The sequence below is a fragment of the Streptomyces mutabilis genome (assembly GCF_014649815.1).
Classification (GTDB): Bacteria; Actinomycetota; Actinomycetes; order Streptomycetales; family Streptomycetaceae; genus Streptomyces; species Streptomyces mutabilis.
The window spans coordinates 194,467-221,446 of the sequence record NZ_BMTT01000013.1 but is presented as its reverse complement, the minus strand read 5'-3'; the positions used below and the strand labels follow the sequence as shown (position 1 = coordinate 221,446).

Annotated in this window: 25 protein-coding genes and 1 pseudogene; 13 read left to right on the top strand and 13 right to left on the bottom strand. The window is 68.8% G+C overall.

From position 1 onward, the window contains the following. The first annotated feature begins 109 nt into the window (after nucleotides 1–109). The 3 genes from IE142_RS25095 to IE142_RS25085 are packed head-to-tail and all read left to right on the top strand — an operon-like array spanning nucleotide 110 to nucleotide 3,584. Entirely contained in the window at nucleotides 110–1,558 is a 1,449-nt protein-coding gene (locus IE142_RS25095) for a sugar porter family MFS transporter (RefSeq protein WP_191887855.1), read from the top strand. Then, complete coding sequence (locus IE142_RS25090; RefSeq protein WP_191887854.1) at nucleotides 1,555–2,418, top strand: SDR family NAD(P)-dependent oxidoreductase; 864 nt, start codon at nucleotides 1,555–1,557, stop codon at nucleotides 2,416–2,418. Before IE142_RS25095 ends, IE142_RS25090 begins: the two co-directional genes overlap by 4 nt. Continuing rightward, nucleotides 2,415–3,584, top strand: coding sequence for a mandelate racemase/muconate lactonizing enzyme family protein (locus IE142_RS25085; protein ID WP_191887853.1), 1,170 nt, complete (start codon nucleotides 2,415–2,417; stop codon nucleotides 3,582–3,584). Before IE142_RS25090 ends, IE142_RS25085 begins: the two co-directional genes overlap by 4 nt. 73 nt (nucleotides 3,585–3,657) lie before the next feature. Here the strand turns inward: IE142_RS25085 and IE142_RS25080 are convergent, their stop codons facing one another. After that, nucleotides 3,658–4,455 (bottom strand): IclR family transcriptional regulator, encoded by a 798-nt coding sequence (locus IE142_RS25080; protein ID WP_191887852.1) that lies wholly within the window; start codon nucleotides 4,453–4,455, stop codon nucleotides 3,658–3,660. Between the two features lie 559 nt (nucleotides 4,456–5,014). Between IE142_RS25080 and IE142_RS36955 the strand changes: the two genes are divergently transcribed. Continuing rightward, on the top strand, nucleotides 5,015–5,908 hold the full coding sequence (locus tag IE142_RS36955) for an AMP-binding protein (protein WP_368857244.1): 894 nt from the start codon (nucleotides 5,015–5,017) through the stop codon (nucleotides 5,906–5,908). Further along, nucleotides 5,896–6,039, top strand: a complete 144-nt coding sequence (locus IE142_RS37685) for an AMP-binding enzyme (protein ID WP_368857243.1) — start codon at nucleotides 5,896–5,898, stop codon at nucleotides 6,037–6,039. Before IE142_RS36955 ends, IE142_RS37685 begins: the two co-directional genes overlap by 13 nt. A gap of 153 nt (nucleotides 6,040–6,192) precedes the next feature. Here IE142_RS37685 and IE142_RS25070 read toward each other — a convergent pair whose 3' ends face one another. Both IE142_RS25070 and IE142_RS25065 read right to left on the bottom strand, forming a co-directional pair. Then, nucleotides 6,193–7,332 (bottom strand): acyl-CoA dehydrogenase family protein, encoded by a 1,140-nt coding sequence (locus IE142_RS25070; protein ID WP_191887851.1) that lies wholly within the window; start codon nucleotides 7,330–7,332, stop codon nucleotides 6,193–6,195. A 102-nt stretch (nucleotides 7,333–7,434) separates the two neighbouring features. Further along, complete coding sequence (locus tag IE142_RS25065; RefSeq protein ID WP_191887850.1) at nucleotides 7,435–10,914, bottom strand: indolepyruvate ferredoxin oxidoreductase family protein; 3,480 nt, start codon at nucleotides 10,912–10,914, stop codon at nucleotides 7,435–7,437. Nucleotides 10,915–11,083: 169 nt separating this feature from the next. Here IE142_RS25065 and IE142_RS25060 point away from each other — a divergent pair, with 169 nt between their 5' ends. Beyond that, the gene (locus tag IE142_RS25060; RefSeq protein WP_191887849.1) at nucleotides 11,084–11,524 is read left to right on the top strand and encodes an Lrp/AsnC family transcriptional regulator; all 441 of its coding nucleotides are present in this window, start codon (nucleotides 11,084–11,086) and stop codon (nucleotides 11,522–11,524) included. Between the two features lie 71 nt (nucleotides 11,525–11,595). Here IE142_RS25060 and IE142_RS25055 read toward each other — a convergent pair whose 3' ends face one another. From IE142_RS25055 to IE142_RS25045, 3 genes are all read right to left on the bottom strand, one after another. Further along, complete coding sequence (locus IE142_RS25055) at nucleotides 11,596–11,739, bottom strand: hypothetical protein (protein ID WP_191887848.1); 144 nt, start codon at nucleotides 11,737–11,739, stop codon at nucleotides 11,596–11,598. 337 nt (nucleotides 11,740–12,076) lie between these two features. Further along, complete coding sequence (locus IE142_RS25050) at nucleotides 12,077–12,946, bottom strand: hydroxymethylglutaryl-CoA lyase (RefSeq protein ID WP_191887847.1); 870 nt, start codon at nucleotides 12,944–12,946, stop codon at nucleotides 12,077–12,079. Nucleotide 12,947: 1 nt separating this feature from the next. Further along, complete coding sequence (locus tag IE142_RS25045; RefSeq protein ID WP_191887846.1) at nucleotides 12,948–14,162, bottom strand: CaiB/BaiF CoA transferase family protein; 1,215 nt, start codon at nucleotides 14,160–14,162, stop codon at nucleotides 12,948–12,950. A 229-nt stretch (nucleotides 14,163–14,391) separates the two neighbouring features. Between IE142_RS25045 and IE142_RS25040 the strand changes: the two genes are divergently transcribed. Next, a complete protein-coding gene (locus IE142_RS25040) occupies nucleotides 14,392–15,771 on the top strand; it encodes an SLC13 family permease (protein WP_191887845.1) in 1,380 nt (459 codons plus the stop codon). 93 nt (nucleotides 15,772–15,864) lie between these two features. Further along, the gene (locus IE142_RS25035; protein WP_191887844.1) at nucleotides 15,865–16,527 is read left to right on the top strand and encodes an IclR family transcriptional regulator; all 663 of its coding nucleotides are present in this window, start codon (nucleotides 15,865–15,867) and stop codon (nucleotides 16,525–16,527) included. A gap of 160 nt (nucleotides 16,528–16,687) precedes the next feature. Here IE142_RS25035 and IE142_RS25030 read toward each other — a convergent pair. Together IE142_RS25030 and IE142_RS25025 are read right to left on the bottom strand one after the other, a co-directional pair. Further along, a pseudogene (locus IE142_RS25030) lies at nucleotides 16,688–17,677 on the bottom strand (IS701 family transposase); the annotation flags it as partial. A gap of 9 nt (nucleotides 17,678–17,686) precedes the next feature. Next, nucleotides 17,687–18,211, bottom strand: a complete 525-nt coding sequence (locus tag IE142_RS25025; RefSeq protein ID WP_191887843.1) for a restriction endonuclease — start codon at nucleotides 18,209–18,211, stop codon at nucleotides 17,687–17,689. 498 nt (nucleotides 18,212–18,709) lie between these two features. On the opposite strand from IE142_RS25025, the gene IE142_RS25020 reads away from it, so the two are divergent. Continuing rightward, nucleotides 18,710–18,874, top strand: a complete 165-nt coding sequence (locus IE142_RS25020; protein WP_191887842.1) for a hypothetical protein — start codon at nucleotides 18,710–18,712, stop codon at nucleotides 18,872–18,874. A gap of 681 nt (nucleotides 18,875–19,555) precedes the next feature. Here IE142_RS25020 and IE142_RS25015 read toward each other — a convergent pair. The 4 genes from IE142_RS25015 to IE142_RS25000 all read right to left on the bottom strand — a co-directional run bounded on the left by IE142_RS25015 (nucleotide 19,556) and on the right by IE142_RS25000 (nucleotide 22,853). After that, complete coding sequence (locus IE142_RS25015) at nucleotides 19,556–20,074, bottom strand: transglycosylase SLT domain-containing protein (RefSeq protein ID WP_191887841.1); 519 nt, start codon at nucleotides 20,072–20,074, stop codon at nucleotides 19,556–19,558. Between the two features lie 750 nt (nucleotides 20,075–20,824). Next, complete coding sequence (locus IE142_RS25010) at nucleotides 20,825–21,556, bottom strand: DJ-1/PfpI family protein (RefSeq protein ID WP_191887840.1); 732 nt, start codon at nucleotides 21,554–21,556, stop codon at nucleotides 20,825–20,827. Then, nucleotides 21,553–22,197: a DJ-1/PfpI family protein gene (locus IE142_RS25005; protein ID WP_191887839.1), complete on the bottom strand. Its 645-nt coding sequence runs from the start codon at nucleotides 22,195–22,197 to the stop codon at nucleotides 21,553–21,555. Before IE142_RS25005 ends, IE142_RS25010 begins: the two co-directional genes overlap by 4 nt. A gap of 2 nt (nucleotides 22,198–22,199) precedes the next feature. Then, nucleotides 22,200–22,853 (bottom strand): HD domain-containing protein, encoded by a 654-nt coding sequence (locus IE142_RS25000; protein ID WP_191887838.1) that lies wholly within the window; start codon nucleotides 22,851–22,853, stop codon nucleotides 22,200–22,202. A 53-nt stretch (nucleotides 22,854–22,906) separates the two neighbouring features. Between IE142_RS25000 and IE142_RS24995 the strand changes: the two genes are divergently transcribed. From IE142_RS24995 to IE142_RS24980, 4 genes are all read left to right on the top strand, one after another. Further along, nucleotides 22,907–23,935 (top strand): GlxA family transcriptional regulator, encoded by a 1,029-nt coding sequence (locus IE142_RS24995; RefSeq protein WP_052412239.1) that lies wholly within the window; start codon nucleotides 22,907–22,909, stop codon nucleotides 23,933–23,935. 173 nt (nucleotides 23,936–24,108) lie between these two features. After that, nucleotides 24,109–25,020, top strand: coding sequence for a phosphorothioated DNA-binding restriction endonuclease (locus tag IE142_RS24990; protein WP_191887837.1), 912 nt, complete (start codon nucleotides 24,109–24,111; stop codon nucleotides 25,018–25,020). A gap of 211 nt (nucleotides 25,021–25,231) precedes the next feature. Next, nucleotides 25,232–25,444: a hypothetical protein gene (locus IE142_RS24985; RefSeq protein WP_229830858.1), complete on the top strand. Its 213-nt coding sequence runs from the start codon at nucleotides 25,232–25,234 to the stop codon at nucleotides 25,442–25,444. Between the two features lie 11 nt (nucleotides 25,445–25,455). Continuing rightward, nucleotides 25,456–26,325, top strand: coding sequence for a DUF2637 domain-containing protein (locus IE142_RS24980; RefSeq protein WP_191887835.1), 870 nt, complete (start codon nucleotides 25,456–25,458; stop codon nucleotides 26,323–26,325). Nucleotides 26,326–26,390: 65 nt separating this feature from the next. On the opposite strand, the gene IE142_RS24975 is transcribed toward IE142_RS24980, so the two are convergent. Continuing rightward, complete coding sequence (locus IE142_RS24975; RefSeq protein ID WP_191887834.1) at nucleotides 26,391–26,834, bottom strand: DUF6299 family protein; 444 nt, start codon at nucleotides 26,832–26,834, stop codon at nucleotides 26,391–26,393. Between the last annotated feature and the right edge of the window lie 146 nt (nucleotides 26,835–26,980).

Sequence of the window (26,980 nt, the reverse complement as noted above, 5' to 3'; positions counted from 1 at the left end):
CATTGCGGCCCAGGGGGTTCTGCCTTACGGTCACACCACCATACTTCCCATCCATTGGTTGGCATTCTCATTCATTGGGACTGAAAGAATGCTTCTCAAGGAGACGTCCATGTCGAAACAGGTCAGCACCGCCGACGGAGCCGCCCCCCGGATCTACCACTCGGCGGTCCCGCCTTTGCGTCCGCCCCGCCCGGCTGTCATCTACTTCTTCGGGGCCCTCGGCGGCATCCTCTTCGGGTACGAGACGGGCGTCATCGCCGGGGCCCTGTCCTTCATCGAGAAGACCCCCGGCTTCGAGCCCAGCGCCGTCACCACCGGCATGCTCGTCGGTGGCATCGCCGCAGGCGCCGTGTTCGGTGCGCTCACAGCCGGACATCTCGCCGACCGGTTCGGCCGTCGTCCCGTTCTCCTGTTGATCGGACTGATCTACGTCGTCGGTTCTCTCGCCTGTGCAGTGGCACCCGACAACGCCTGGCTCGTCGCGGCCCGCGTCTTCCTCGGCCTGGCCGTGGGCGGTTCCTCCTCGCTCGTGCCGGTCTACCTCGCGGAGATGGCACCAGCCCGTACCCGGGGCCGGCTCACCGGACTCAACCAGCTGATGATCGTCACCGGCCTGCTGCTCGGCTACCTGACCAACCTCGCCCTCTCCGGATCCGGCGACTGGCGCCTGATGCTCGGCTCCGGCGCTATCCCCGCAGTGGTCCTCATCGCCGGGCTGAAACTTCTCCCCGAAAGCCCCCGATGGCTGGTCCTCAACGGCCGTGAGGACGAGGCCCGCGCCCTCCTCGACGGCACCCGCCCAGCCGAGGAGGCGCGGCGCGACTTCGAGGCCATGAAAGAGGTGTCCGTGCAGCAGAGCGCCGGTCACCACGAGCTCCTCGCCCGCTGGGTGCGTCCAGCCATCGTGATCGGCATTGGCATCCCGATCCTGACCCAGTACACCGGTCTCAATATCGTCACCTACTACGCACCCAACATCTTCGAGAGCCTGGGACTCGCCCACGACAATGCGCTCATCTACACGATCGCCCTGGGCATGGTGAAAGTCGTCTCGGTCCTGGTCGGACTCCAGCTGATCGACCGCGTCGGTCGCCGCCGGCTCCTACTGGCCGGCAGCGCTGCGATGACCCTGTGCATGACCTGGATGGCGTACGAAGCATCGCGCGGCGACGGCATGAACCCCGGCGCAATGCTCGCCGCCATGAGCGTAATGTTTGTCAGCTACTCACTGACCTGGGGCCCGGTCAACTGGGTCGTGCTCGGCGAGATTTTCCCGCTCCGCATCCGGGGCGCCGCCATGGGAATGGCCTGCATGGTCAGCTGGCTGGCCACCCTGAGCATCACCTTCGGCTTCCCCATCATGCGGGACGCCTGGGGGCTGGTCGCCACCATGCTCTTCTTCGTCGGCGGCAACATCATCGGGTTCCTCTTCTGCGCCCTGCGCGTACACGAGACCAGGGGACGCACTCTGGAAGAGATCGAGGCAGAACTGCACGCCCGGTACGACCGTAAGCGCGGGACGGACTCCACCACCATCGAGAACGGAAGCACGGTATGACCCACCCGACCCCCTCCTACGGACTCCTGGCCGGCCGCGTCGCCATGATCACCGGCGGGGCCCACAACATCGGCCGGGCCATCGCGATCCGCTGCGCAGCCGAGGGAGCGCGAGTCGTCGTCGCCGACCTCGCAGCCGACGCCGCCGAGGAGACGGTCCGGCACATCCGCGCCGCCGGGGGCGACGCCGTCGCCGCCCTGTGCGACCTCTCCACCGAGGCGGGCACCGAAGAGGCCTTCGCACTCGCCGAGAGCCGCTACGGCACCGTAGACACGCTCGTCAACAACGCCTACGCCCGTGTGGACGCCCGCGCCTTCGGCCCCTTCCTCCGGCTGACCGGCGAGGTCTGGGAGAACTTCAACCGGATCAACCACGGACTCCTCTTCCACCCCACACACCGCCTGGCCCGCGCCCTGGCCCACGCGGAACGTCCCGGCTCCGTAGTGAACATCAGCTCACACGCCGCCGCCCGCGCCCACCGCAACCACATCCCCTACGACACCGTGAAGGGCGGCGTCGACTCCTTCACCCGGGCTGTGGCGGTAGACCTGGCCCCCTGGGGAATCCGAGTGAACGCCGTCCGCCCGGGCGCAGTCGCGGTCGAGACCAGCGATCCGGACCCGGCCGCCCGCCGATTCCGCGCCGAGCAGATCCCGCTGGGCCGCGAGGGCGTGCCCGACGACATCGCCTCCGGCGTCCTCTATCTGGCCTCGGACCTTGCCTCCTGGGTTACCGGGCAGGTCTTCAACATCGACGGCGGCATGGCCGCACAGGCCCGGCCCCCGCAGAGCGAGAATGGGCCGGTATGGACCCCGAGAACCATCGCCGAGTACGAGCCGCCCGAGGAGGGCTCCAGGTGAGCACCCGCACCACGGTCACCACTGTCGAGACCTTCCCGCTGGAGGCGCGCCTGGCCGGCGGCGGCTTCGGTTCGGCCAAGGCCCGCGTACCGGCTCGGGTGGCCACCCTAGTCAAGATCACAACCTCCGACGGAGCCGTCGGCTGGGGCGAGTCTTTCGGCCCGCCACGGCTCGTCGCACCCTTCCTCCACGAGCAGGCCCACGCCCTGGTGGGTGCACCTGCCGACATCCGCGAGAATCTCCTGCTGGACCGGCTCTCGCTCAACTACCACCTCACCTCCGGTGGCCTGCACGTCGCAGCGGCCAGCGGCATCGACATCGCGCTGTGGGACGCCCAGGCCCGGTCCTTCGGCGTGCCCGTCGCCCACCTGCTGGGCGGACGGCTGCACGACCGGGTAGACGCCTACGCGTCGTCCGGCTATGTGACCGTCACCCGCGACCCGGGCGAGTTCCGCGACACCATGCGGGCGCACGCCAACGACGGCTTCACCGCCGTGAAGATCAAGATCGGTCTGACGCCGGAGGAGGACCGCCGTCGTACCCTCGCCGCCCGTGAGGCCATGGGCGACGACGGGCTGGTCATCGTCGACTACAACGCCAACACCACAGCCGCCGGGGCGCGCCGCTCGCTGGACAGGATCCGCGACCTCGATCCGTACTGGGTGGAGGAGCCCGTTGCCCCGAACGACACGGTCGGCTGGCGGGAGTTGCGCGATCTGCACCTGCCACTCTCCGGAGGCGAGGCCCTCTACACCAGGTACGGTTTTCGGGACCCGATCACCGAGCGCCACTTCGACATCGTCCAGCCGGACATCGCCAAGTGCGGCGGCTTCACCGAAGCCCAAGTGATCCGCCAGCTGACCGCAGCGTTCAACCTGCGCCTGTCACCACACTGCTGGGGCACGGGACTGGCCCAGGCAGCGACCCTGCAGCTGCTGTCGTCCATACCGCGCGCGCCATATGGCATGGCTGGCGGAGAGCCGCTGCTCTTCGAAGCCGACCAGGGCGAGAACCCCCTGCGCGAAGGTGTGCTGACGGCTCCCGTGCAGGTGGAGAACGGCATGGTGGCGGTACCCGAAGGGCCTGGACTGGGGGTCACCGTCGATGAGAGGTGGGTGCGCGCGCACCGGATCCCGGAACTCAGCGTCCGCGTCCGGAGCGAGTAACCACCACGCGTCTGGGGTCCCCCTCATGCTCATGCCTTGAGCGGGGCCCCAGACGCGTGATCAGCTCCGCCAGTCACGCCGGAGCACGGCGGTCCACATACCCGAGGTTCGCCGAAATCTCGGCAGCGGCCCGCGCGACCTGTGGCCCCACCTCCCCCAGCACATCCTCCATGCGGTCGGCCACCCCGGCCACGCTGATGGCCGCCACCGGCAGCCCCGTGTGGTCGTAGACGGCCGCACCGCAGCAGCAGCTCGACTGGTCGAACTCTCGCCGATCCTCAGCCCAGCCGCGCCGCCGAGTTTTCTCGACCACCTCGCGCAACGACCGGACCGAGTCCGCGTCGACTGGAGACTCCGGAGAAGCAACCAGTTCGGTGAACTTTTCCTCGAGTCGCTCGTCGGGCAGCGCGGCCAACCAGGAACGGCCCAACGAAGTGCAGTGCAGCGGGCGGGCGACCCCGAGTTCGCCCGTGACGGCCACTGGTCGCGGACCCCTCTCGCGATGCACGAAGACCATGGTGAGACCGTTGGGCACCGCGAGGCTCGCGGTCTCCTCCGTCCGCTGCATCAGACGCAACAGGATTGGCACCGCCTCAGCGGTCAGCCCAGTGGAGCGGACGGCGGTGGAGCCCAGACGAGCGGCGGCGGGCCCCAGCCGCAGCAGTCCGCCGCGCGGTTCCTGCGCCAGCCAGCCCTGCTCCAGCAGCCGGTCAACCAGACGGTAGGTGGTGCTCCGGCTCAGGACGAGGGCCGCGGCGAGGTCCTGGGTAGAGCAAGTCTGCACCACCGCGAGGTGGTCCAGGATGGCGAGGCCCCGGTCCAAAGCGCCCGCCCCTTTACCCAAAACCGTCGACGAGCCGGGCGAACTCATGAACACCTCCAAGTGAGACTGCCTATCAATGAATGAGAATACCCCGCCCATGCAAACGAGGGCGACTATCGGCCGGGCTCGCGAAAGCGAACCAAAGCCCCTGTGCGGTTCACGCTGGACACAGCACCGCACAGCCAACGGACATCGCCGTCCCCGGCGAGTATGCCGAGCTGGCTAGCACCACGATCAACGCCGAACCGCCGCTTCGACCAACAGCCACCCTGAGCGCCTGGGCTCCTAGGATTTACACTCCAGCCTCCCGCCCGCGACCAGCACGAGTACGCCACCGGCCACCCACGCCAGTACCCCTGACCAGCAGAGATTCAGGATGTACGGGTCTCAGTGACAGCGGTGCGCGCATGGTGATCGCGGACTCCGGGCTTGCGGCGCTGGCCGGTGCGGTGCGGTCCCGGGTGGGCATGGATCTGGGCTGCCTGGTGAGACCGGGACCGGCCGCGAAGAGGCCGGTCCCGGCGCCGAGGGTTACGAGGACGTGCTCCGTGCGGCGACGGTGCCGCCACCGGACGTCACCGTCTGCGAGCAGGACATCGCGTTGATCATGTACACCTCGGGGACGACCGGCAAGCCGAAGGGCGTGATGCTGTCTCACCTGAACCTTGATGCAGTCATTCACGGGCATCAGGGCACTGCGCATGCTCGACGACGACGAGATCGCCTTGTGCGCCTCGCCGATGTTCCACATCGGCGCGATCGGCTATCTGGCCCCGACCCTGCTGATCAGCACGACTACCGTGATCATGCCCAGCGGCCAGTTCGACGCGGAACAGACCTTGGACGTCATCGAGACCGAGTAGGCCACGAGCACGTTCATGGTCCCGGCGCAGTGGCAGGTGCTGTGCTCCCGTTCGTCGGCCTCGGCTCGGGCCCGGTCACTGCGGAAGATCTTCTGGGGTGCGGCCCTGCGTCGGTGAGCTTGCTGGAGCGTATGGCCGAGACGTTCTCGGGAGCCGCCACCATCGCCGTGTTCGGCCAGACCGAGATGTCGCCGGTCACTTGTGTACTCGAGGCGAAGGACGCGCTTCGCAAGATCGACTCGGTGGGTAAGCTCCTGCCGACCGTCTCGGCGCGCATCGTCGACGAGAACATAAACGATGTCGCACCCGGCGAGGTTGGCGAAATCGTCTACCGCGGGCCGAACACGATGATGGGGTACTGGAACAACCCGCAGGCCACAGCAGAGGCATTCGAGGGCGGCTGGTTCCACTCCGGCGACCTGGCCGGCGCCGACGATGAGGGTTCCCTCCATGTGGTGGATCGCAAGAAGGACATGATCATCTCCGGCGGTGAGAACGTCTACTGCGCCGAAGTGGAGAACGCCCTCGCCGGCCATCCGGCTGTCGCCGAGGCGGCGGCAGCACGAGCGCTGGGGCGAGACCCCGGTCGCCGTCGTGGTCCCGGGACGCACAGACGCCGCCGACGTTGGACGACCTGACCGCATGGTGCCGCGACAAGCTGGCGTCCTACAAGAAGCCGACCGGGGTGGTCGTGCTTGACACACTGCCGCGGAACGCCTCCGGCAAAGTACTCAAGCACGAACTGTGCGCAAAGTACTCCGCAAGCTGAGGGCGTGGGCCGATACGCGAACACCTGCTCGCCGTAGACGTGCGCGCCCTGCCGGGCGAGCAGCGTAGCGGTGGCCGCCCCCAGGCCCGAGGCGGCAGGTGATCACGGCGCCGCACCGGAAGATGTCTATGATGCTCCCTTGCTCAAGCCCAGTCAGCCGGCCAGCCGGCGGCTGATGACCAGGCGTTGGATCTGGTTGGTCCCCTCGAAGATCTGCATGATCTTGGCCTCGCGCATGTACCGCTCGGCGGGATAGTCGCGGGTGTATCCGTAGCCGCCGAAGACCTGGACGGCGTCGGTGGTCACCTTCATCGCGGCGTCGGTGGCAATCAGTTTGGCGACACTGGCCTGGCGGCCGTAGGGGCGCCCGGCGTCACGACGGCGGGCGGCGTCGAGGTAGGTGGCGCGCGCGGAGTCGACGGCGGCGGCCATGTCGGCGAGGAGGAAACCGAGTCCCTGGTGGTCGATGATCTTCCGGCCGAAGGTCGTGCGCTCGTTGGCGTAGGCGACGGCCGCGTCCAGCGCCGCCTGGGCCAACCCGGTGGCGCAGGCGGCGATGCCCAGCCTGCCCGAGTCCAGTGCACCGAAGGCGATCGGGAGTCCCTGGCCCTCCTTGCCAACTAGCCGGTCTTCGCCCAGCAGCACTCGGTCCCAGTAGGCCGAAGTGGTGGGGATCGCGTGGAGTCCCATCTTGTCCTCGGGGCTGCCGAAGGACAGGCCGTCGGCGCTGCCGGGGGCGAAGAAGCAGGAGATGCCGTCGCTGCCGGGACCGGTGCGGGCGAACAGCATGTAGAAGTCGGCCTCTCCGCCGTGCGTGATCCACGCCTTGGCGCCCGTGACGCGGTAGCCGTTCTCCTCCCTCGCCGCCTTGCAGGTCAGCGCGGCGGCGTCCGAGCCTGCCTGGGGCTCCGACAGGCTGTACGCGCCGATGAGTTCGCCGGCGAGGATGTCCGGCACCCACCGTTCCCGCTGGGCCGGGCTGCCGTGTGTGAACAGGGGGAGGGTGGCCAGTGTGTGGACGCTGATGGCCACCGCCACCGCCGCCCAACGGGCGGCCAGTTCTTCGATGACCTGCAGGTAGACCTCGTAGGGCTGTTCGCCGCCACAGTATTCCTCGGGGTAGGGCAGTCCCAGCAGTCCGGCCTGTCCCAGGACGGTGAACACAGTGGCCGGGTAGATGCTGGATCGTTCGTGTTCCGCCACGCGGGTGGCGAGTTCCTTGTCGGCGAGGTCACGTGTCAGCTGGATCAGGTCCTCGGCTTCGGGTGAGGGCAGTAGACGGTCGACGGGCACGGGGCTCTCCTGGGACACGACGGGTTGGGGCTGGCGGCGGTCGGCTGCCTACGGTGGCGGCCGGGCGCCTGGTGACATCGGCGAGGCGCCGGGCGTCCGCGGTCAACCGATGGCGGCTGTTCCGGCGGTGCACCGCTCCAGTGCGGCGCGGGCCTGGTTACGGAACTCGGCGACCCGGGCGAGCTTGATGTCCTCGTAGCCCCGGACCCGCTCGGCCAGGTCCACGACGGCCAGGACGTGCGACGTGTTGTCGGGGGTGAGGTGGTCGACGGCGGTCGCGACGAGTCGCTGGTACTCGTCGACCAGCTCGCGTTCGACCCGGCGGACCTTGGCGTGGCCGAAGACGTCCAGGGGGGTGCCGCGCAGCGCACGCATCGCACGCAGTGTGCGGAAGACGACGGGCGCGGTGCGGCGCAGCCGGATCTTGCGCCGCATTCCCAGTGTGCGCAGCACGGGCGGGTGCAGCAGTACCGACGTCGTGGAGTTCTGGCCGAAGGCGGAACGGATTCTGCTCTGCTCGACGGTGTCCAGGTGCAGCCGTGCGACTTCGTATTCGTCCTTGTACGCCATGAACCGGTGCAGTCCCCTGGCGTAGGCCACGGCGATGCGTTCACCGGCCTCAGTGCCGGCCCGCTGCCGTGCGTGCGCGGCGACTTGCTGCACGCTGTCGGCGTACCGGCGGGCGTATGCCGTGTTCTGGTAGCCGATCAGGTCGGTGACGCGTACGGCCAGGATGTCGCGGAGCTGCCCGGGCGCGGCCGCGGAGGCGGCGATCCCCTCGGCGGCCGGTGTGACACTGACCGGGGGCGTCTCGGGTGCCGCGAGGGCGCGCCGCACGGCCCCGCGGTCGATGACCGCGGCCCTCCCCCACCGGAAGGAGGCGAGGTTCTTCTCCACGGCCGCGCCGTTGAGTGCGATGGCCGCTTCTATCGCCTCCGCGGAGACCGGCACGCACCCGTGCTGGTACGCGGCCCCGACCAGCAGCATGTTCGTCGGCATGTGGTCGCCGAAGAGCGCCTCGGCCATCCCCTGGGCGTCGAGATAGAGATTGTCCTCCGGCCGGGTCGTCGTCTCGATCCGTTCGAGGGCGTCGGCCGGCGAATCCGGGACGGCGACCCGGTTGGTGACCATGGCGGCGGTGGGGACGACGGCCGTGTTGACCACGGCGATGGTGTGACCGGCGCGGGCCACCGCGAGGTTCGCCGCGGCCGCCGCTCCCAGCAGATCGAACCCGACGAGGACGTCCGCCGTCGCACCGGAGGCGCGCAGTGCACCGATGACGGGCTTGGAGGAGATGCGCACATCGCTGACCACCGGCCCGCCCTTCTGGGCGAGCCCGGTCTGTTCGAGTCCTGCGGCGTACCGGCCCTCGATGTGCGCGGCCATCTGCAGGATCTGCGAGACGGTGACCACGCCGGTGCCCCCGATACCGGGCATCCGCAGCAGCACCTCGTCCCGGCTGACCACCACCTCGGGCTCGGTCAGTGTCACGGGCAGCGGCGGCAGCTCCGAGCGCCGCTGCCTGCCCGGCTCCACCAGCAGAAATGAGGGGCAGTCGCCCTTCAAGCAGCTGAAGTCCGAGTTACAGGAGGGCTGGTGGATACGCGTCTTGCGGCCGAACTCGGTGTCTACAGGCTGGACCGACAGACACGTCGACACGTCTCCGCAGTCTCCGCACCCCTCGCACACCCGCTCATTGATGACCACCTTCTCTGCGGGGGTGGGAAGCTGCCCGCGCTTGCGCAGCCGCCGTTCCTCGGCAGCGCACCGGTCGTCGTGGATAAGAACCGTGACACCGTCGACCGCCGCCAGGTCCTTCTCGACGTCTGGCAACTCGTCACGGTGGCGGACGGCGGCGACCGGATCCAGGCGCACGCCCCGGTAGTCGGCCGGGTCCGCCGTGGTGACGACGATGCGGCGTACGCCTTCCAGGGCGAGCCACCGCGTCAGCGCTGGAACATCCAGCCGTCCTTCCGGACGCTGACCGCCCGTCATGGCGACGGCGTCGTTGTAGAGCAGCTTGTAGGTCATGCGCACGCCGGCGGCCACGGCGGCACGGATGGCGAGCGACCCGGAGTGGTGAAAGGTGCCGTCGCCGAGGTTCTGCACGAAGTGGAGGTCGTCGGTGAAGGGCGCGAGCCCGAACCATTGGGCTCCTTCACCTCCCATCTGTGTCAGTCCGACCTGCCGGCCGCGGCCCTCCCCCTCCAGCGCGATCATGCTGTGACAGCCGATGCCGACACCGACCAGAGTGTCGCCGCCGGTCCTGGTCGAGGCGCTGTGTGGGCAGCCGGAGCAGAAGTACGGAGTGCGCGACGCGACCATCGGCAGCTTCCTGCGCGTGGACGGGGAAGCCGCCAGAGAACGCAGATGCGCCGTCGCCCGGTGCGGAAGGCGTTCCGCTCCGATGCGCGCGGCCAGCACCCTGGCCACGTCCTCGGCGCCCAATGTGCCGCGGGAGGTCAGCAGCGGACGGCCCTCCTCGTCCTGCCGCCCCACCACGACCGGGGCGTCCGGCGTGCGGTAGAGGGCCTGCTTCAGCTGTCCCTCCAGGAAGGGCACCTTGTCCTCGATCACGAGGACCTGATCCAGGTTGGCGGTCATCGCCACCAGGTCGTCGGCACACAGCGGAAACGGCATCGCGAGCCGGATCAGCCGGATGCCCAGGGCGTCCATGGCCGCCTCGTCGAAGCCCAGGTCGGCCAGTGCCCGCTGCAGCACCGCGAAGGTGGTGCCCGATGCCAACAGACCGAGACCGGCCTGCGGGGCGCTGAAGTGGATACGGTTCAGGCCGTGCTCACGGGCGTAGGCGCGCGCCACGTCCAGGCGACGGGTGAGCATGTCGTGCTCGGCGTCCAGCGAGGCGGGCCCCACCAGGGTGGGGTGTGCGCCACGGTCATCCCCGTGCGGCACGGGCACCACCCGGTCCAGCGCGTCCAAGTCGACGACGGCCGAGGCGTCAGCGATGTCCGCGACGATCTTCAGTCCCGTCCAGAGTCCCGATGCCCTTGAGAGCGCTACGGCGTGCAGACCGAGTTCGATGATCTCGGCCACGGACCCGGGCGCCAGCAGCGGCATGGACAGGCTCTGGCCCATGGGCTCGCACGAACTGGGCACCGTGGAGGACTTGCTGCCCGGGTCGTCCCCGATCCAGGCGACCGCGCCACCCAGGGCGGCGGTCCCGGCCACCGTGGAGTGGCGGATCGCGTCGGCGGCCCGGTCCAGTCCGGGGTTCTTGCCGTACCAGAAGCCCGTGACCCCGTCGTGGCGCCGGCCCGGGAGCTGCCTGAGCATCTGGGTGCCGGCGACCGCCGTGGCGGCCAGTTCCTCGTTCAGCCCCGGCCGGAACAGCACCCCAGCCTCGTCGAGGTGGCGGGAGGCCCGCCCCATCTCCAGGTCGACACCACCCAGCGGCGACCCCTGATACCCAGTCACGAAGGCGCGGGTGTTCAAACCGCGCGAGGTGTCCACACGCCGCTGCTCGAGCGTGAGGCGGACGAGCGCTTGGACACCCGACATCAGCGCGCGACCGCTTCGGGCCGTGTATTTGTCCTCCAGCGACACCGCAGTTTCGATGCTCATCCCAGGCCTCCTCGACGTTGTGACAGGCGCGGAGCCAGGAGAGCAGTAGACCTGAACGGTACGCAAGGAAGTTGCTTCAAATTTACCCTAATACGCAAGTCCTTGTACTCTAGAGCTTCTTCACGTAAATTAGTTGGACCCAAAGGCCGGAATCGCAGGGAGTGATCTGGTGATCGAAATCGATGATGTGGACCGCCGGGTCTTGCGCCTGTTGCACGAGGACGGCCGCAGGACCTTCTCGGACATCGCGCCTCAGGTGGGGCTGTCGGTGGCAGCAGTCAAGCGCCGCGTCGACCGTCTGCGGGAAACCGGTGTCATCACCGGCTTCAGCGTCCAGGTCGATCACGCCAAGCTCGGGTGGGGCATCGAGGCCTTCATCGAGCTGTCCTACACGGGGACCACCCGGGTTAACGAGATAGTCCGAACGGCCTATAAAGTGCCCGAGGTCCAGGCGGTGTTCACCATCGCCGGGGCTCCCGATGCCCTCGTCCACGTCCGCGTCCGCGACATCCAGCACCTGCAGCAGGTCATCGACGGCCTCCGACACGCCGGCCAGGTGACCGGCACGAAGACCCTCATGGTCCTCGGTTCCTGGAACCGGGCCTCGTAGTCCCGCCAGGCGGCGGCACCACGGGCGCAGCGACGGTCGGACTTTGATCAGTGCCGATCGTCGACTGCGGCCTAGTCCTCGGGGCTCAGGGTGCCGGGACCTTCGGAGAATCCGATCGGGCTCAGCGGAGCGACCTTCGCCTCCTCCTCGGCACCGACCGTGACTTTCGCCGTCACCGTCGACTTCCGACCGAACGAGGACTGCACGTACAGCACCTCGACTCCCCACAACGGCATTCCCGTTGCCGCGTCGTACCTGCGTCTTACCCGGCCGGCGCTTGTCCTCAGGGATCTCGATCCAGTCAAGGGACTTCTCGCCAATCCCCGTGCTGCTTGTCGCCTGACGGATGCTACCGAAGTCCTACCCGCCAAGAGTGCGGGGAACCAGATCGTGCTGGGGGTGGGGCTACAGCGCAATGCGTCCGACCCGAAGGTACGTCGGGCTCGGGCTCGGGGCGGTCCGACTCGGCATTGCCGGAGGAGCGCGCATTGGGCCGCACCACAACCAGGAGGGGCGGCAGAGCAGGCGCCGAGGTTAGCCGCAGGTGATGCCTCAGTTCGTGGCGGTTGGCTTGAACTTCGTGCCACTCGCAAGCGCTTCTTCGAGGATGAGGTTGGCTGCGGCGATGCCTTCGGGGTCGATGCCGGTGGTAACGCCAAGCTGGTGGCACAGGCTGATGAGCCGCTCGGTGGCCACGTTGCCATGGGCCCCAGGTGCGAACGGACAACCGCCGTAACCACCGAGCGCGCTGTCGAAGTGTTGGATCCCTTCCGCAAGAGCGGCTTCTGCGGTCTGCAGGGCCTGGCCCTGGGCGTCATGGAGGTGGAGCCCGATCTCCAGATCCGGGAGCTCAGAGCGGACGGCGCGAAGCACGGCGATGACCTGCTCGGTGGTGGCGACCCCGATCGTGTCGGCCAGTGAGATCCGCTCCACGCCCATGCCGGCCATCTGGTTCACGATCTTCACCAGCTGCCCTAGTGGGACAGGACCGTCGAAGGGACAGACGAATGCGGTGGAGATCCCGCCGATGAAGGGGATCAGGGGGAACTCGGCAATGACCTCACGCAGTTGCTCTAGAGCCGCCTCTGAGCCGCGTCCGGCGTTGGCGCGGCTGTGCGCGTTGCTGGCGGAGGCTGCGATCTGGATGCACTCAACCCCACTGGTGGCCGCTCTTCGAACCCCCTCGGCGTTGAGCGCGAGTGCGGTGCGGCGCACCGGGATGTCCCTGGTCTGCGCCACGACCTCGGCGGCGTCGGCCATCTGAGGTACCCGCGCAGGGTTGACGAAGGAGGCGATCTCGAGCTGGGTCAGGCCCGCACTGTGAAGGGCCTGAGCGATGCGCACCTTGTCCTCGGTGCTGACGATGACGTCTTCGTCCTGAAGCCCGTCGCGGAGGACGACGTCAGTGATCGTGATCTTCACGTCAGATCACTCCCTGCTCACGGAGGGCCCTGATCTGGGCATTGTCGCGTCCCAACATCCCAAGGACGGCATCGGTGTGTTCGCCCAACCTGGGACCGGGACTGGTGATCGCCCCCGGGGTGCTCGTCAGGCGCGGCACGACGCCGGGCATGGTGACGGTTCCAAGGTTGGGGTGGGCCACCTCGACGAGGCTGCCGCGCTCGCGCACGTGCGGGTTGGTGAAGACGTCCGCCATGGAGTTGACGCGACTAACAGGCACGCTCGCCGCGTCGCACAGCCTCTGGATCTCATCCCCGGTGCGCTCTCCGAACCACTGCTCTACGACGGCGTTGACGGCGTCGCGGTTCTCCACTCGTGCGCGGTTGGTGCAGTACCGCGGGTCGGTGAGCATGTCGGATCGTCCCATCAGTTCTGCGAGCCGGTTGAAGGTCCGGTCACTGCTCGTTGACAGAACCATCCACACGTCGTCGCTGCCCCTAAAGAGTCCACAGGGGACGCTGGCGGGAAACTGGTTTCCCTGCCGTTCGGTCAGTGTTCCAAGCCGGTCGTACTGGGTGACCATGCCTTCGAGGAAGCGAAGCAGTGACTCATAGAGAGCGACATCCACCTCCTGCGCAGGTCCGCCGGCGACGTCGCGATGACGCACGGCAACCAACGTGCCGAAAGCGGCGAACAGTCCGGCGACATAGTCGACGAGGGAGATGGGAGGCAGGACCGGCTCACGGTCGGGGAAACCGGTGCCATAGACATAGCCTGTGAAGGCCGTTGCCGGGGTGCCGAAACCCGCCATGGGCGAGTTGGGGCCCGTCTGGCCGAAGCCGCTGACGCGGGTGATGACGAGGTCCGGGTTCGCCGCCCGGAGGTCCTCGGCTGTGAGCTTCCAGCGGTCGAGCGTGCCGGGCCGGAAGTTCTCGATGAGGACGTCGTGCGAGGCGACTAGCTCAAGGAAGATCTCCCGGCCTTCCTCGACCCGCAGGTCCAGGGTCATCGACTTCTTGTTCCGCGCAATCGACGTCCAGGTGAGCGGCTCGTCGCCGTCGAACGGGTGCATCGCCCGGAGCGGGTCCCCGGCGCCAGGCATCTCGATCTTGAGCACCTCGGCACCGAAGTCACCCAGCAGTGACGCCGCGAAAGGACCCGCGTAGACGTTCGCTGCCTCGAGGACACGCAGTCCCGCGAGAGGTCCACGGGGACCGTTGAAGAGGAGGTTCGACATCTACACCTCTCAATATATGAAGCCACGATGCTAGATAGTGAGAGCGTATGGGTTCGCTTTCCAAGTGCGCAAGAGCGAGGCGGCGAACGTGACCACTCGGGCGTCAGCCTGGTGACACGTCAGGAGTCGGCCCAACTCGCCTCTTGTCAGAGCGTGACCAGGGTCATAGGGTGACGCGACTCACATTCCAAAAGTCAGCTCTCACAATATGAGAGCCGCGGAGGTAGAGATGGTCCACTTGATCTCCATCGCGGTCCTGGTGGCGCTGTTCGCCATCGCGACGACGCGTCCCATCAACATGGGGCTTCTCGGGTTCACTGCCGCTTTCATCGTGGGTGGATGGGTTTCGGGCCTGTCCCTCGACGACGTGTTCTCTTATTTTCCCGGTGACCTTTTCGTCATCGTCGTCGGGCTCACACTGCTTTTCGGCATCGCCAAGGCCAACGGCACAGTCGATCTGGTCATGGACCATTCCCTTCGAGTGGTCCGCGGGCGCCCTTGGGCCATTGTCTGGTTGATGTTCCTGCTGGCCGCAGCCCTGATGGCACTCGGCTCGCCAATGGCTGTCGCAATGCTGGCGCCCATCGCGATGCCTCTTGCACGACGGTACGAAATCGACCCGCTGCTGATGGGTATGATGATCAGCCACGGTGCCCTCAGCACGGCCTTCTCACCCATCACCGTCTATTCGGCCGGCGTTGGCACCGTTGCGGGCAATCTTGGTATCGACGTCCCCCCGTTGACTCTGTTCCTCGTTCCCTTCGCGCTGAACATCCTGTTTGCCGCTGCACTCTTTGCTATTCGGGGCCGTAACTTGCTTCGCGGCGGGGATGTCGTCGACCACGTCGACGATGGATGCGGAGATACAGGCCCGGCTCGATCGGGTGAGGCCGACAAGAGCACCGACGTCAGTGCCCCCGAGCTGGCCCACGGTGGCGCGAACGGAACAGCACGTCAGGGTGTGGCGACACTGGAGGCGACCGAGGAGCCGCACGCGAACCCCGGCACCAGAAGCGCCATCTGGGAGCCAACTGTCACTCTGCTTGCCATCGGTGCGCTTCTGCTAGGCGCGCTGCGTGGCCTGGATGTCGGCATCACCTCGATGTGCCTCAGCGCCGGCCTGCTGCTCCTCTCTCCGCGCCGGGTCGACGCCGCCATGGCTTCGATCGCCTGGCCGGCGACCCTCCTGGTCTGCGGCGTCGTGACTTACATGGGCGTGCTGGACGCCAACGGGACAATCAACTTCGCTGGAGAGCAGGCCGTCGAGATCCCTTGGCCGCTGCTCACCGCGTTCGTTCTCTTCCTCGCAGTCGGCCTGATCTCGGCCGTCGGGTCGTCCATCGGCATCATCTTCATCGCTCTGCCGCTGGCCGCGCCGCTGCTCGCGACCGGCGATCTCGGGGCGGTCGGCTTCATCGCGGCGCTCGCCTTCTGTGCCACCGTGGTGGATGTCAGTCCGTTCTCGACAAACGGAGTCATCGTGCTCGCGAGTGCCGAAGTGCACGATCGTCGAGCTTTCCAGCGCCGGATGCTCGGCTACAGCGGATACGTGGTTCTCGCCGCGCCGCTTCTCGCGCTACTCGCAGTTGTCGTGCCGACCTCGCTCTGACCCGCTTGAACCACGGGCGTTGAGGCGCCCCCTCACGTACCATCCACGAGACGGCGGCGCCTCAACACCTGGCCCAGCCGACATGGAGGGAATATGACCGCAGATGCAGCAGGTAACCTGGGCGTCGTGGCTGACGAACGGCAGGAGAGTCGTGTAGGTGTTCTGGACAAGAGCATGGCGATCGTCGACCTGTGCGAGTACAACCCCTTGACGGCCACCGAGATCGGCAAGGCGCTCAATCTGAGTCTTCCAACGGCTCACCGCCTCGCTAACGCGCTGGCGACTCACGGACTCCTCCAACGCTCTGCCGACGGCCGATACCACCTTGGTCCCCGGTTCTTGACGACGCGGATGATCGAGGTCGCCACGCCCCTCCTCAAGGAGCTGTCCCACCGGATCAGCGAGACTTCGATGCTGTGGGTCGTACGAGGCAGCCAACGCGTGTGCAGCCTCGAGATCAACGTGCACCACGAGCTGCAAGTGAGCTACCCGGCTGGCACCTCCATCCCATTGGCCCACGGGGGCTCGGCCACGCAGGCGCTGAACGGCGACGTGGGGCCAGAGGACTGGGTGGAGACGATCGAGGGGCGCGCAGTCGGTCTCACTAGCGTCAGCGCACCGGTGGTCGCGGATGGAGAGCCGATTGCGGCGGTCTGCGTGGTCGTTCCACTGTCTCGCATGCAATCCTCGCCCGGACGGATGTACGGGTCCGAGGTCGTGGACTGTGCCCACCAGATCTCAGCGCTGCTTGGCTGAGCCGCGATACAACGCATGAGCGGCGACAGCGGGCCAGCCAAGCAGACGAGCCAGAGGCCCACGGCCTAGTACTCCAGCAGCGTTTCGTGTCCTGAGCTGCGTTTTCGGTAGAGGCAGTGGCGGGCGATGGCCTGGCGGCGTCTTCTCCAGCCGGACCAGTTCAGTGCGTGGGTGACGGGATAGTGGTCGGCTCGGGGATGAGGCAAGAGAGTGTCCAGGAGCCGCCGGATCTCTGCCACGGTGAGCGGGACGAGGGCTGATCCGTTTCTGCAGCCCCTTTACGGCCTCGACGGTGGCCTGGGCGGCGAGTGCGGTCAGGACGGCGTGGGCGAGCATGGCGAGGGTGATGTGCGGTACCAGCCGGGGTAACGGCGGACTTCGTACTCGTCCAGGCCACATTCGTTCTTCGCGGCCTGGAAGCATTCTTCGATCGCCCATCGGATGCTGGCGATCCGGGCGAGTTCGTCGATCTCGATGCCGACGGGCGCGTGAGCGAGGTAGTAGGCGATCTCACCGGGGTCGGAGAGACTGCGGCGGGCCAACACCCAGCGGTGATGGGTCGGCGGATCCGGATCGAAGATGATGTTGGCGGGCAGTTTCGCCGCAGCCCAGTGATAGACGCGTGGGCCCTTCGCCCCGTCGCCGCAAGACAGCTGCTGCCAGGCATCGGCGGGGGCTTCGGCGATGAGCTCGTCGATGCGCCAGATCCCGGCCAGGGACCTGATCTGCTGGGACTTGGGCACCGCTACCACGTAACCGAGGCCGAGCTGTTCGAGCAGGCGGCGGAAGTTCCAGTCCTGCCCGTACGCCTCATCCGCGGTCACCCAGGCAGCTGGTAGACCCGCGGCCAGACAGCGGCGCACGATGTCTCTGGCCAGCTCCCCCTTGGTCGCGAAGCCCCGCTCGTCGGGGATCTTCGCCAACCAGCAGTGGTCGCGGTCGGAGGTCCAGGACTTCGGTAGATACAGCTCCCGGTCCACCAGGGACTCGAACCGGTCGCATAGGCGGCGAACACACCGATCTGGCAGTTGTCGATCTTCCCCGAGGTACCGGTGTACTGCCGGCTGACCCCGGCCGACGTGGTGCCCTTCTTGACGAACCCGGTGTCATCGAGAATTAGCACGCCACCCGGACCGAGCCGCTCGGCCACGCAAGCCGTTCACCACGTAGCGTCGAACCGCAACCGTTCAAAGGCATCCTTGAGCTTGGCCTCAGTTGCCGACGGGATCGGATCATCGTCGAAATAGTACAGGTCGTGTTGAGACACAATCTCTTCTGCCTCAGCTCTTGAGAGGCGCGGCTCAAGCCTGAAGACATAGCCGTCAAGGCGCGGTTGGGTCGCATTCTCCATGCGCTGACGCGCCGCCTCTGTCGGGATGAGGTTCGCGAACAGAACACCTCGGTCGGCGCCAACGTCTTCCAGCTTGCCGATCAGTCCGTCGATGACACCGACGTCGACCCGTCGGCGACGCCACTTGCACTCGATCACGATCATGATCGAGTGCGGCCCGACGTTCGCTGTCACCAAAACGTCTATCTGCCGCGGCTTCCTGCTGATCCGCCCCATGACGTGGGCGTTGTGCTCCACCCGCGCATCCGGGTACATGCGGCGCGCCTCTTCCGCGATCTGCTTTTCGAACCGCAGCCATTCGGCTTCTGCTTCTTGTCCCGTTACATCTCGCACGGGCTGAAGGTACCCCGCCCCTCTGACAGGAACTGTTCAGATGAACGCTCCCGCTCTGCCCGTCCACCCCCGCGCGGGCGAGAGTGCCCTAGGTTTCCGCCGCGACGGCGGCCCGATCTGGCCGATCAAGGGCGGCTCGGGCAAGGGCGGTGACCCGAGCGCACCGCCAGCCCCGTCCGGCGAGCAGGGCTCGCACCTGCCGAACACGGACCGGGGCACCCCGCCCGCACCGCCCGCCGCAGACCCGACCAACGGGCAGCAGCTCGTCACCGCGCAGCAGCAGGCGCCCGAGGCAGCCGAGCAGCGCGACCAGTTGCAGGCAGCGCTCGAACCCGTGAACAAGGCGCTCAACCCCGACGGGGCCGAGGCCGGGCAGGACCCGGCCAAGCTCGCCGCTTACCGGGCCGCGGGCGAGCAGGGGCCCCGCGCCGACCGGCTGCTGAACAGCCGATCTTTCGTTCCGGCAATCTCCGAACTTGATCTGGTCGAGGAGACGGCATGCTCGGCGCTGCGAACAATGCTGCGGTTGAGGGCGCCCCCCACCTGTACCGCGCGGCCCCGACCGGACCGCCGCGCGGCGGCGCCGAGTGCAACGACGCCCCGACGGGCGAGCGCCGCCCCGCTTCCCTGCGCGACGCCATCGCCGCCCGGTTCGGCGCTTGACCCCCTAAAGTTCATTTCGTTGGGAGTTCTGCGCACGCAGCCCTCGGCGATAGCCCGCTCCATCAGCTCCTGTGCCTTCGCTCGCCGGGCTCGCGCGACAGGCCGCTCGTCCCCAGGTCGCGCGAGGGTCGACCGACGCTGTCGGCTCACTGCCATCGGCGGCCGGGAAGTTGTCGTCGATCATCAGGACCATCCCGCAAGGCATCATGAGCGCCCGGTGCTCGACAAGCAGGTTCGCTCTCGTGGCGAAGGAGGCGGCCGACGAGCCCGTACTGCCGTATAGAGCCGAAAGGCACCCGTCAGTAGTGGGATCTCTCTGGGACTTTTCTGGGACTTCCAGCCCCATCAACCGGCACGAGCGTGAAAGAACCGAAAGACCATTCGCGCAGGTCAGCGGCCATTGCGCACTCATCACGGCAGGTCACAGCGCTCGCTGGTCTCTTCCGGGACATCTGAAAGGGTTCCGGAAAGACGCCGTCATCCCCCTTCCAACCTGCATGAACGCGAGGCCGCAGGGGGCGTGGTGACACCTCTGCGACTTTCCGGGACGCACCGGGTGCGACGCAGGCGGGGCCGGAGGAACGAGTCGTCCTCTCCGGCCCCGCCGTGCTGCCTGGGCCCCGCCGGCCTCCGCACGGGACCGGTCGTCCCCGGGGCTCAGGCGGTCGGTGGGTCCGCCGGTCAGTAGGCGGAGTCGACGTTGTCCATGGATCCGTACTTGTCGGCCGCGTAATTGCAGGCGGCGACGATGTTGGCGACCGGGTCGGTGATGGAGTCCTTCGTGCCCTTGACGTGGTAGGCGTCGAAGGTGGGCTGGATCGTCTGGAGCAGGCCCTTCGAGGGGATGCCGTTCCGGGCGTTGACGTCCCAGTTGTTCTGCGCGTGCGGGTTGCCGGACGACTCGCGCATGATGTTGCGGTGCAGGCCGTCGTAGGTGCCCGGGATGTTCTTGACGTCCATGACGTCCAGGGCGGTGCGGATCCAGCCGTCGAGGTCGTCGCCGTGCTTCTTCTCGCCGGCCTTGACGATGGCCTTGATCTTGTCGCTCTGGGCCTGGGTCTGGGCGGTGGACGTCTTGGCCGGCTCGGCGGCGTGTGCCGGGCTCGGGGCGAGGGTAAGGGTGACTGCGGCGGCGCCAGCGGCGGCGAGGGAGGCCACGGCGGACTTGCGGAAGTCGGGACGGCGCGTGATGGCGTACACGGGTGTACCTCTCCATTCGGGAACGTGATGGGGAGGCCGACGGGGGGGGTCGGCGACGCGGTGTCCGCGTTGGACGCGGCTTCGCGTCATCAGGGCCGGTGTCTGGATCACGGACGGGCTCTACCCGTCCGGTCCCGGCGCTCGGCTCCCCGGTACGCCGAACACACTGCGGAACGCTCCGGCGTCGCGACAAGTGTGTGACCTACTACGCCGCTTCGCAGACCGGCCGCGTGACGAACCGGACGGCTGGCGACCACGCGGCGAGCGGCCGTCGGCGTCTACTAACCCCAACCCCATGTGACGTGAGCCCTGTGCGCGCCCTCACAAGGCTGGTCACCTGGCGTTTACCCTTCGTCACCCTGCAGAGGCAGATAACTCTCAATGCACAACACAGTCACCTTTCGGGGCCGCCCGGGGGCCGTCGTCCCAGCACCGGGCGAGGTGGTAAAGGAGGCGTGTCGCAGAAGTCCTCCGGGACTTTTCTGGGACTTTCGGCTTCATCAAGCGGCACGAGCGTGAAACGACTGTGAGTTCATTCGCCCGGGTCAGTGGCTGATGGCCTCGCATCGTGGCAGGCCACCGAGGGGGCTCGTCTCCTTCGGGACATCTGACGGCTCTCAGAGCAGACACCGCCGCTCCCCCCTCCTTACCCGCACGGGTAACGAGCCAGAGGGGGAGCGGCTTCGCCTGTGGGACCCTGCCGTCGGCCTTTGGCCGGTGCGGAAGGTCAGCGCCTGCTTCGGGCGCTTCTCACTGACCGCCCCGCGCGGCCCATACCGTGCCGCGGGCCTCGTACTCGAGCATCTCCTCCAGACCGACCGCGGCGTCCGCGCCGAGTTCCCGGCGTACCAGCCACAGGGCGAGGTCCAGCCCGGAGGTCACCCCGCCGGCGGTGACCAGGTCACCGTCGTCGACCACGCGGGCGTTCTTCAGCACGCCGCCCTGCTCCTCAAGGTCGGCCCGCGCCCGGTGATGGGTGGTGCAGGGGCGCCCCTTGGTCAGCCCGGCGGCGGAGAGCAGCATGACGCCCGTACACAGCGCGCTGACGGTCAGGCCCGGGCGGGTCGCGGCGGCCAGGGCCCGAGGCAGGGAACCCCGCCGGATCTCGGCCCACACGCCGGGGTCCTCGCGGCGCGCGTACCCGCCGCCGGGGACGACGAGGAGGTCCGCGTCCCGAGGAGCCCAACCGTGGTCGACGCGCAGCCTGGTGCCGTACGCCGCCTCGACGGTACGCGGACCGTCGAGCGTGACGTAGCGGACGTCCACCTCCCGGTCGGCGAAGTAGCCGGAGGCGGAGAACAGCTCGTACGGGGCGGTGAAGTCGAGTTCCTCCACACCGTCGAACATGACGACGTGTACGCGTAATGGACGGTTGCGCGCGGGAGTTGCCGGGGTCGCCGCGTCGGCCCGGGTGGCGGCGCCGGCGGTCAGCGTCGCGGCGCCGAGTGCGGTGGTGGCGTGCAGGAGGGTACGGCGGTTCATTTCGGTCGGTGCTCCGTTTCTCGGTCGGTCGTGGGTGGTGGGACGGGCTCGTCCGCCAGGTACGGGGGTGCCGGGTCGTACTGGAGGGCGCGGCGCACGGCGCGGGCGTGTTCGCGCCCGTGCAGCCGGCCGACGAGCCACAGGGTGCTGTCGATGCCGGCGGAGACGCCCTGGCTGGTGAGCAGGTTGCCGTCGACGACATAGCGGGAGTCCCGTACGACGGTGACGTCGCCGCGTTCTTCGAGCGCTTCCTCGTACTGCCAGTGGGTGGCGACCCGGCGGGACCGGGCCGGGCCGGCGGCGTGGAGCAGGAAGGTTCCGGTGCAGACACCGACCACCCAGGTGGCGCGCGCGGCGGTGTCGGTGAGCCAGCCGGTGACCCGTTCGTTGCGCGGCTCGACCTCCCGGGCGCCGGAACCGCCCGGTACGAGGACGACGTCCAGCGGCGGGTGGTCGCCGAGTGTGTGATCCGGCAGTACCCGCATGCCCTGGGAGCAGCGGACGGGTGCGGATCGCTCGGCGACGAGCAGGACGTCGTCCTTGCCGCCGCGCAGTCCGGAGGAGGTGGTGAGCACCTCCCACGGACCGGCGAAGTCGAGTTCCTGCGCGGTGTCGAACAGCAGGATCCCGTATGTGGTCATGGTCAGTTGCCCCAGCGCGCGGCGTCGGCCATGGTCTCCATCCGGGTCCTGTGCGGCGGCACGGACCTCTCCCGCAGCAGTTCCGACGCGATGGAGAAGGGCGGGGCCTTCTCCGGACGGCGCTGTGCCTGGGCGACGATCTCGTCGGTGAGGGTGGTGGCCATGGACAGCCGCGGATAGGCGGCGTGGATCGCGGCGCCGGTGGCGTCGTCGACGCAGTCGGTGTCCCAGCCGAAGTCCATGCCGGTCCCCTGGTGCACCAGCGCGCACAGGGTGCCGCGGCGCTCGGCGATGCCCGGCGTCGTGTGCAGGGCGACGGCCTCCCACACGGCGTCGACGGCGGCGGTGGGCAGGCCCTGCGCGGTGAGGAACTCCGCGGCCGTGTCGGCACCGTCCACCTCGAACCGCTGGTGGCGGTCGCCCGCCTGCGTCAGGCCGATGTCGTGCAGGACGCAGGCCAGGAACAGCAGCTCCGGATCGTAGTCGCGCCCCGGCTCCGCACCCTGGTGGTCGGCGCGGAGGCGGGCGAACAGGGCGCTGCGGACGCTGTGGTTGGCGGTCGCGGTGGACTCCGTTTCGCGTACCAGGGCCAAAGCGCGGCGGGCGAGGGGAGTGTCGGGGAGCGGCGGGACGCCGGTGGTCATCTCGTCGTTCATGGCATCGATGATCGGCTGCGCCGACTGCCGGTGACAGTGGCAGACTTGCCTCCGTGCGAGAGGAAACTGCCACCCCCGCCACACCGCACCGAGTGGCGGTACTGGTCCTGGACGACGTGCTGCCCCTGGACCTGGGCATCCCGGCCCAGGTCTTCATCTCCGTGCCCGGTGATCCCTACGACCTGACCCTGTGCGGACGGACCGCCGGGTCGGTCCCGACCGCGGCGGGGTTCGCCGTGACGGTGACGGCCGGACTGGAAGCGGTGCGCGGCGCGGACACCGTGGTGGTCCCGGGATACGAACCGCACCTGCGGCAGCTCCCGGCGGACGTGCTCGCCGCGCTGGCGGGGGCCCGCGCCCGGGGCGCGCGGCTGGTGTCTATCTGCACGGGTGCGTTCGCGCTGGCGGCAGCCGGGGTCCTGGACGGTCGCAAGGCCACCACTCACTGGAAGCACGCGCACGAACTGGCGGCGCGGTATCCGAGGGTGTCGGTGGACCCGCGCGTGCTCTACGTGGACGAGGGACAGGTGCTGACCTCGGCGGGCGTCGCGGCCGGCATCGACCTGTGCCTTCACCTGGTGCGACGCGACCTGGGCGCGCAGACGGCGAACCAGGTGGCGCGCTCCCTGGTCTCCGCTCCCCACCGCGACGGCGGGCAGGCGCAGTACATCGAACGCCCGCTGGCTCCCGAGGCACCCGGCGTCACCCTCGCGCCCACCCGGGCTTGGGCGCTGGCCCGTCTGCACGAGCCACTGACGGTCCGGCAACTCGCCGCGCACGCGCACCTGGCACCGCGGACCTTCGCCCGGCGGTTCGTCACCGAGACCGGCACGACGCCCCTGCGGTGGCTGCTCACCGCCCGGCTCGACCGCGCCCGGGAACTGCTGGAGAGCACCGAGCTCGCCGTCGACCACATAGCCGACCGATGCGGTCTGGGGAGCCCTTCGAACCTGCGGCTGCACTTTCGCCGCACTCTCGGGACGACACCCACCGCCTATCGCGCGGCGTTCGCCCCGACGGCACGGCCGGACTTCTCCCAGGCACACATCCCGACGACGGCTGCGCGCCCGTCGGCCACCTGACTGTCCCGGGCCAGAGCGACGCCGGGAACTCCGACGGCGGGCGACCTCGCTGCGGTTGACGCCCCCGTCGTCGCCCAGGAGGGCCTGGTGATCCCTCAGTCGCCGTCCGCGTGAAGCCGTCAGAGCGACTGCGGCGGGCCTCCGTGCGGGAGGGCCGGGCTACGATCGCCCCCATGGACTGGCTGGAGCGGATCGGGACGCTGAGGCAGTGGACCCGGAGCGGGACCCGCGCCCCGCACAAGCCGCTGCTGCTCCTGTACGCCCTCGGCCGGTTCCAGGGCGATCCCGACGGCGGACTGCGGTACACCGCGGTGGAGCGGGACCTGCAGCGGCTGCTGACCGAGTACGGTCCGCCCCACAGGACGACACCCGCCTACCCCTTCCACCACCTGACCAGCGACGGCGTGTGGGAAGTGGTCACGGACCGGGGACCCGGCAGTCCTGGGAGCGGGATAGGGGACCTGCGGGAGACGGGCGCCACCGGGCGGCTGGCGCGGGAGTTGAGGGCGGCGCTGCGCGGTGACCCCGGGCTGCTCGGCAGGATGGCGCGGTTGCTGCTCGACCTGCACTTCCCACCCTCCCTCCACGGCGAACTGTGCGAGGCCGTCGGCCTGGACCTGGAACCGGTGCGGACCGAGCGACTGGCACCGGCGCGGCGGCAACGGAACCGCCGGATGCGGGAGCAGGTGCTGACCGCCTACGAGTACCGGTGCGCGTTCTGCGGTTACGACGGCAGGATCGGCGCGGTGCCGGTCGGGCTGGAGGCCGCCCACGTGCGCTGGTGGGCGTTCGACGGGCCCGACGACGTCGAGAACGGGCTGTGCCTGTGCACGCTGCACCACAAGCTCTTCGACAAGGGTGTCCTCGGAATCGGGGACGACCTGCGGATACTGGTCTCGCAGCGCTTCGTCGGGCACAGTCCGGCTGCCCGCGAGCACGTCACGGCACTCGCCGGCCGTCCCCTGGTCGGCCCGCAGCCCGGCACGCTCCCCGTCGCCGCCGCCCACCGTGACTGGCACGCCCGTCACGTCTTCCACGGCGAGCCGCGTCCCGCCGTCGTCCACCCCGCGGGCACGGGCGGCTGAGGGGCGTCCGCTGTGCCGTGGCGCGCCAGGCTGCCCCATTTCCTCGCTCCGGCCCGCATTCCTGCTTTTCGTACAGCGATACTGTCGATCCGATGTGAAATCTGGATTGGGTAAGTATCGAAGAATCGCAGGAATCGTTCACTCGACTGCCGCGCATCCGACGGACAAGGCAGACGTTACTTCGGATATGACGAAGGAAAACGGGGAATCGGTGGAGCTTGGTCCGTACACCTACCGGCTCGGCAGAAACCACTGGCCGTCACCGGGTGACGGAATCCTGACCAGAGGCGAACTCCCCGTCCCGCTCCGGGTGACGGAGCCCGTGCCGCGGCGTTTCCTGGACGTCATGACCGAGCTCGAGGCCGGCTTCGCCGAGCGTTGGGGACGGTCCCAGGCGGCCCTGACGTACACCCGGGCGGAGTGACCCGAGGCGTCATGCACGAGGAACAGTTCCAGCATCACTTGTCCTACGGCGAGGGTCCCTTCCGCTCCATGGGAAGCGGACGGCACCGCGCCCCCGAGCACGCCTTCCAGGAAGCGCTGGTCCCGCCGGAGCCCGGTTGGGACCCCGCCGAGGAACTCGCGTTCCTGCTCCAGGACGCGATGGAGCGGCAACCCCCCGTGCCGCACGGAGCGGACACGTCGGCTCTTGCTCCCGCGCCGGGCACGCCGTTGAGCAATCTGCAGGAGATCACTGCGGAGTTGCCGCCGTTGCGGGACACCCCCACGAGCCACCGCAAGATCCGCAAACGGCTGAGCCGACTGCGCGCCACGAGCCTGTTCGTGGCGGCGCTCGCCGCGGTCATCGCGGCCTCCGTGAGCCTGTTCGGCGGCATGGTGGCCTACGAGCCCCTGCGCCTGGCCGCCGCGACCCGCACCCGCGGCAGCGTCGTGCCCTGGTGGCCGCTGCTGGTCTACGGCCCCTGGCTGGTGGCGTCGCTGGCCGTGCTGCGGTCCGCGCTGCACCAGCGGCGCGCGGTCCATTCCTGGGCCGTGGTCCTGCTGTTCTCGGCCATCGCGATGCTGCTGTGCATCGCCCAGGCGCCCAGGACGCTCAGCGACGCGGCGGCCGCGGCCCTGCCGGGGCTGGCCGCGCTGGTCTGCTTCCAGCAGATCGTCCGGCAGATCACGCTGACCCGCCCGCCCCGCCGTGCGGTGACTCCGCGCCACCGGCAACGCGACACGTCCGCGCCGGGCGCCGGGACGGGCGGTCCGGCGTCCCCGGACCCGGTGTCCCTTCCGCAGCAGCGCAACTTTCCCCCGCGCTCGCCGCGGCCCGGCACGGAGACCATGCAGCGTCCCTGACCCACGGCGGACCCCGCCGTCGGCCCCCGCATCCGCCCGGTGCGGGGGCCGACGGTGTCCGGGGCTCAGCTCTGCACCAGGGTCACGTCCTGGCTGTGCCGCGCGTGGAAGCTCGGGAGCGGCACGATGCCCACGGGGCGCAGCTCGACCAGAGTGGCTTCGACGTGGGCCGGGCCCGGCTTGAGCTTGCCCGCGTCGAGCGAGCCCGTGTCGACCCAGCGGTGCTCCAGGCCGTCGCAGACCGCGAGGGTGCCGCCGACGCTGTACCGGACGTTCGGGTCGCTCTGGCTCACCGTGGAGCCGACGAAGACGGGGCCGGTGCTGCCGGTGCAGCGGTACGTGCCGGAAAGGGTGACGGTGCCGTCGGCGGCGATGCGGCCGGTCGGGTCGATCGTCACCGACTCGGTGACGTGGCGGGCGTCGTGCGGGGCCGCCGTCGCGGCGGGGGCGGCGAGCAGGAAGAGGGCGGCGCCGGCTGCGGTGGCGAGGGTTGCGGATCGTACGGGCACGGGGGCCTCCCGGTCGGTCGGAATGGGGGGGGTTCCACTGGTACCGGGAGGACGGGCCGGCGGGGGTGACCGTCACCCCTTCGGTGGCGAGTCCCTGTGGCGCGTCCCAGTGGCTGTTCCCGTTCGGTGGCAGCTCGCGTTCGGTG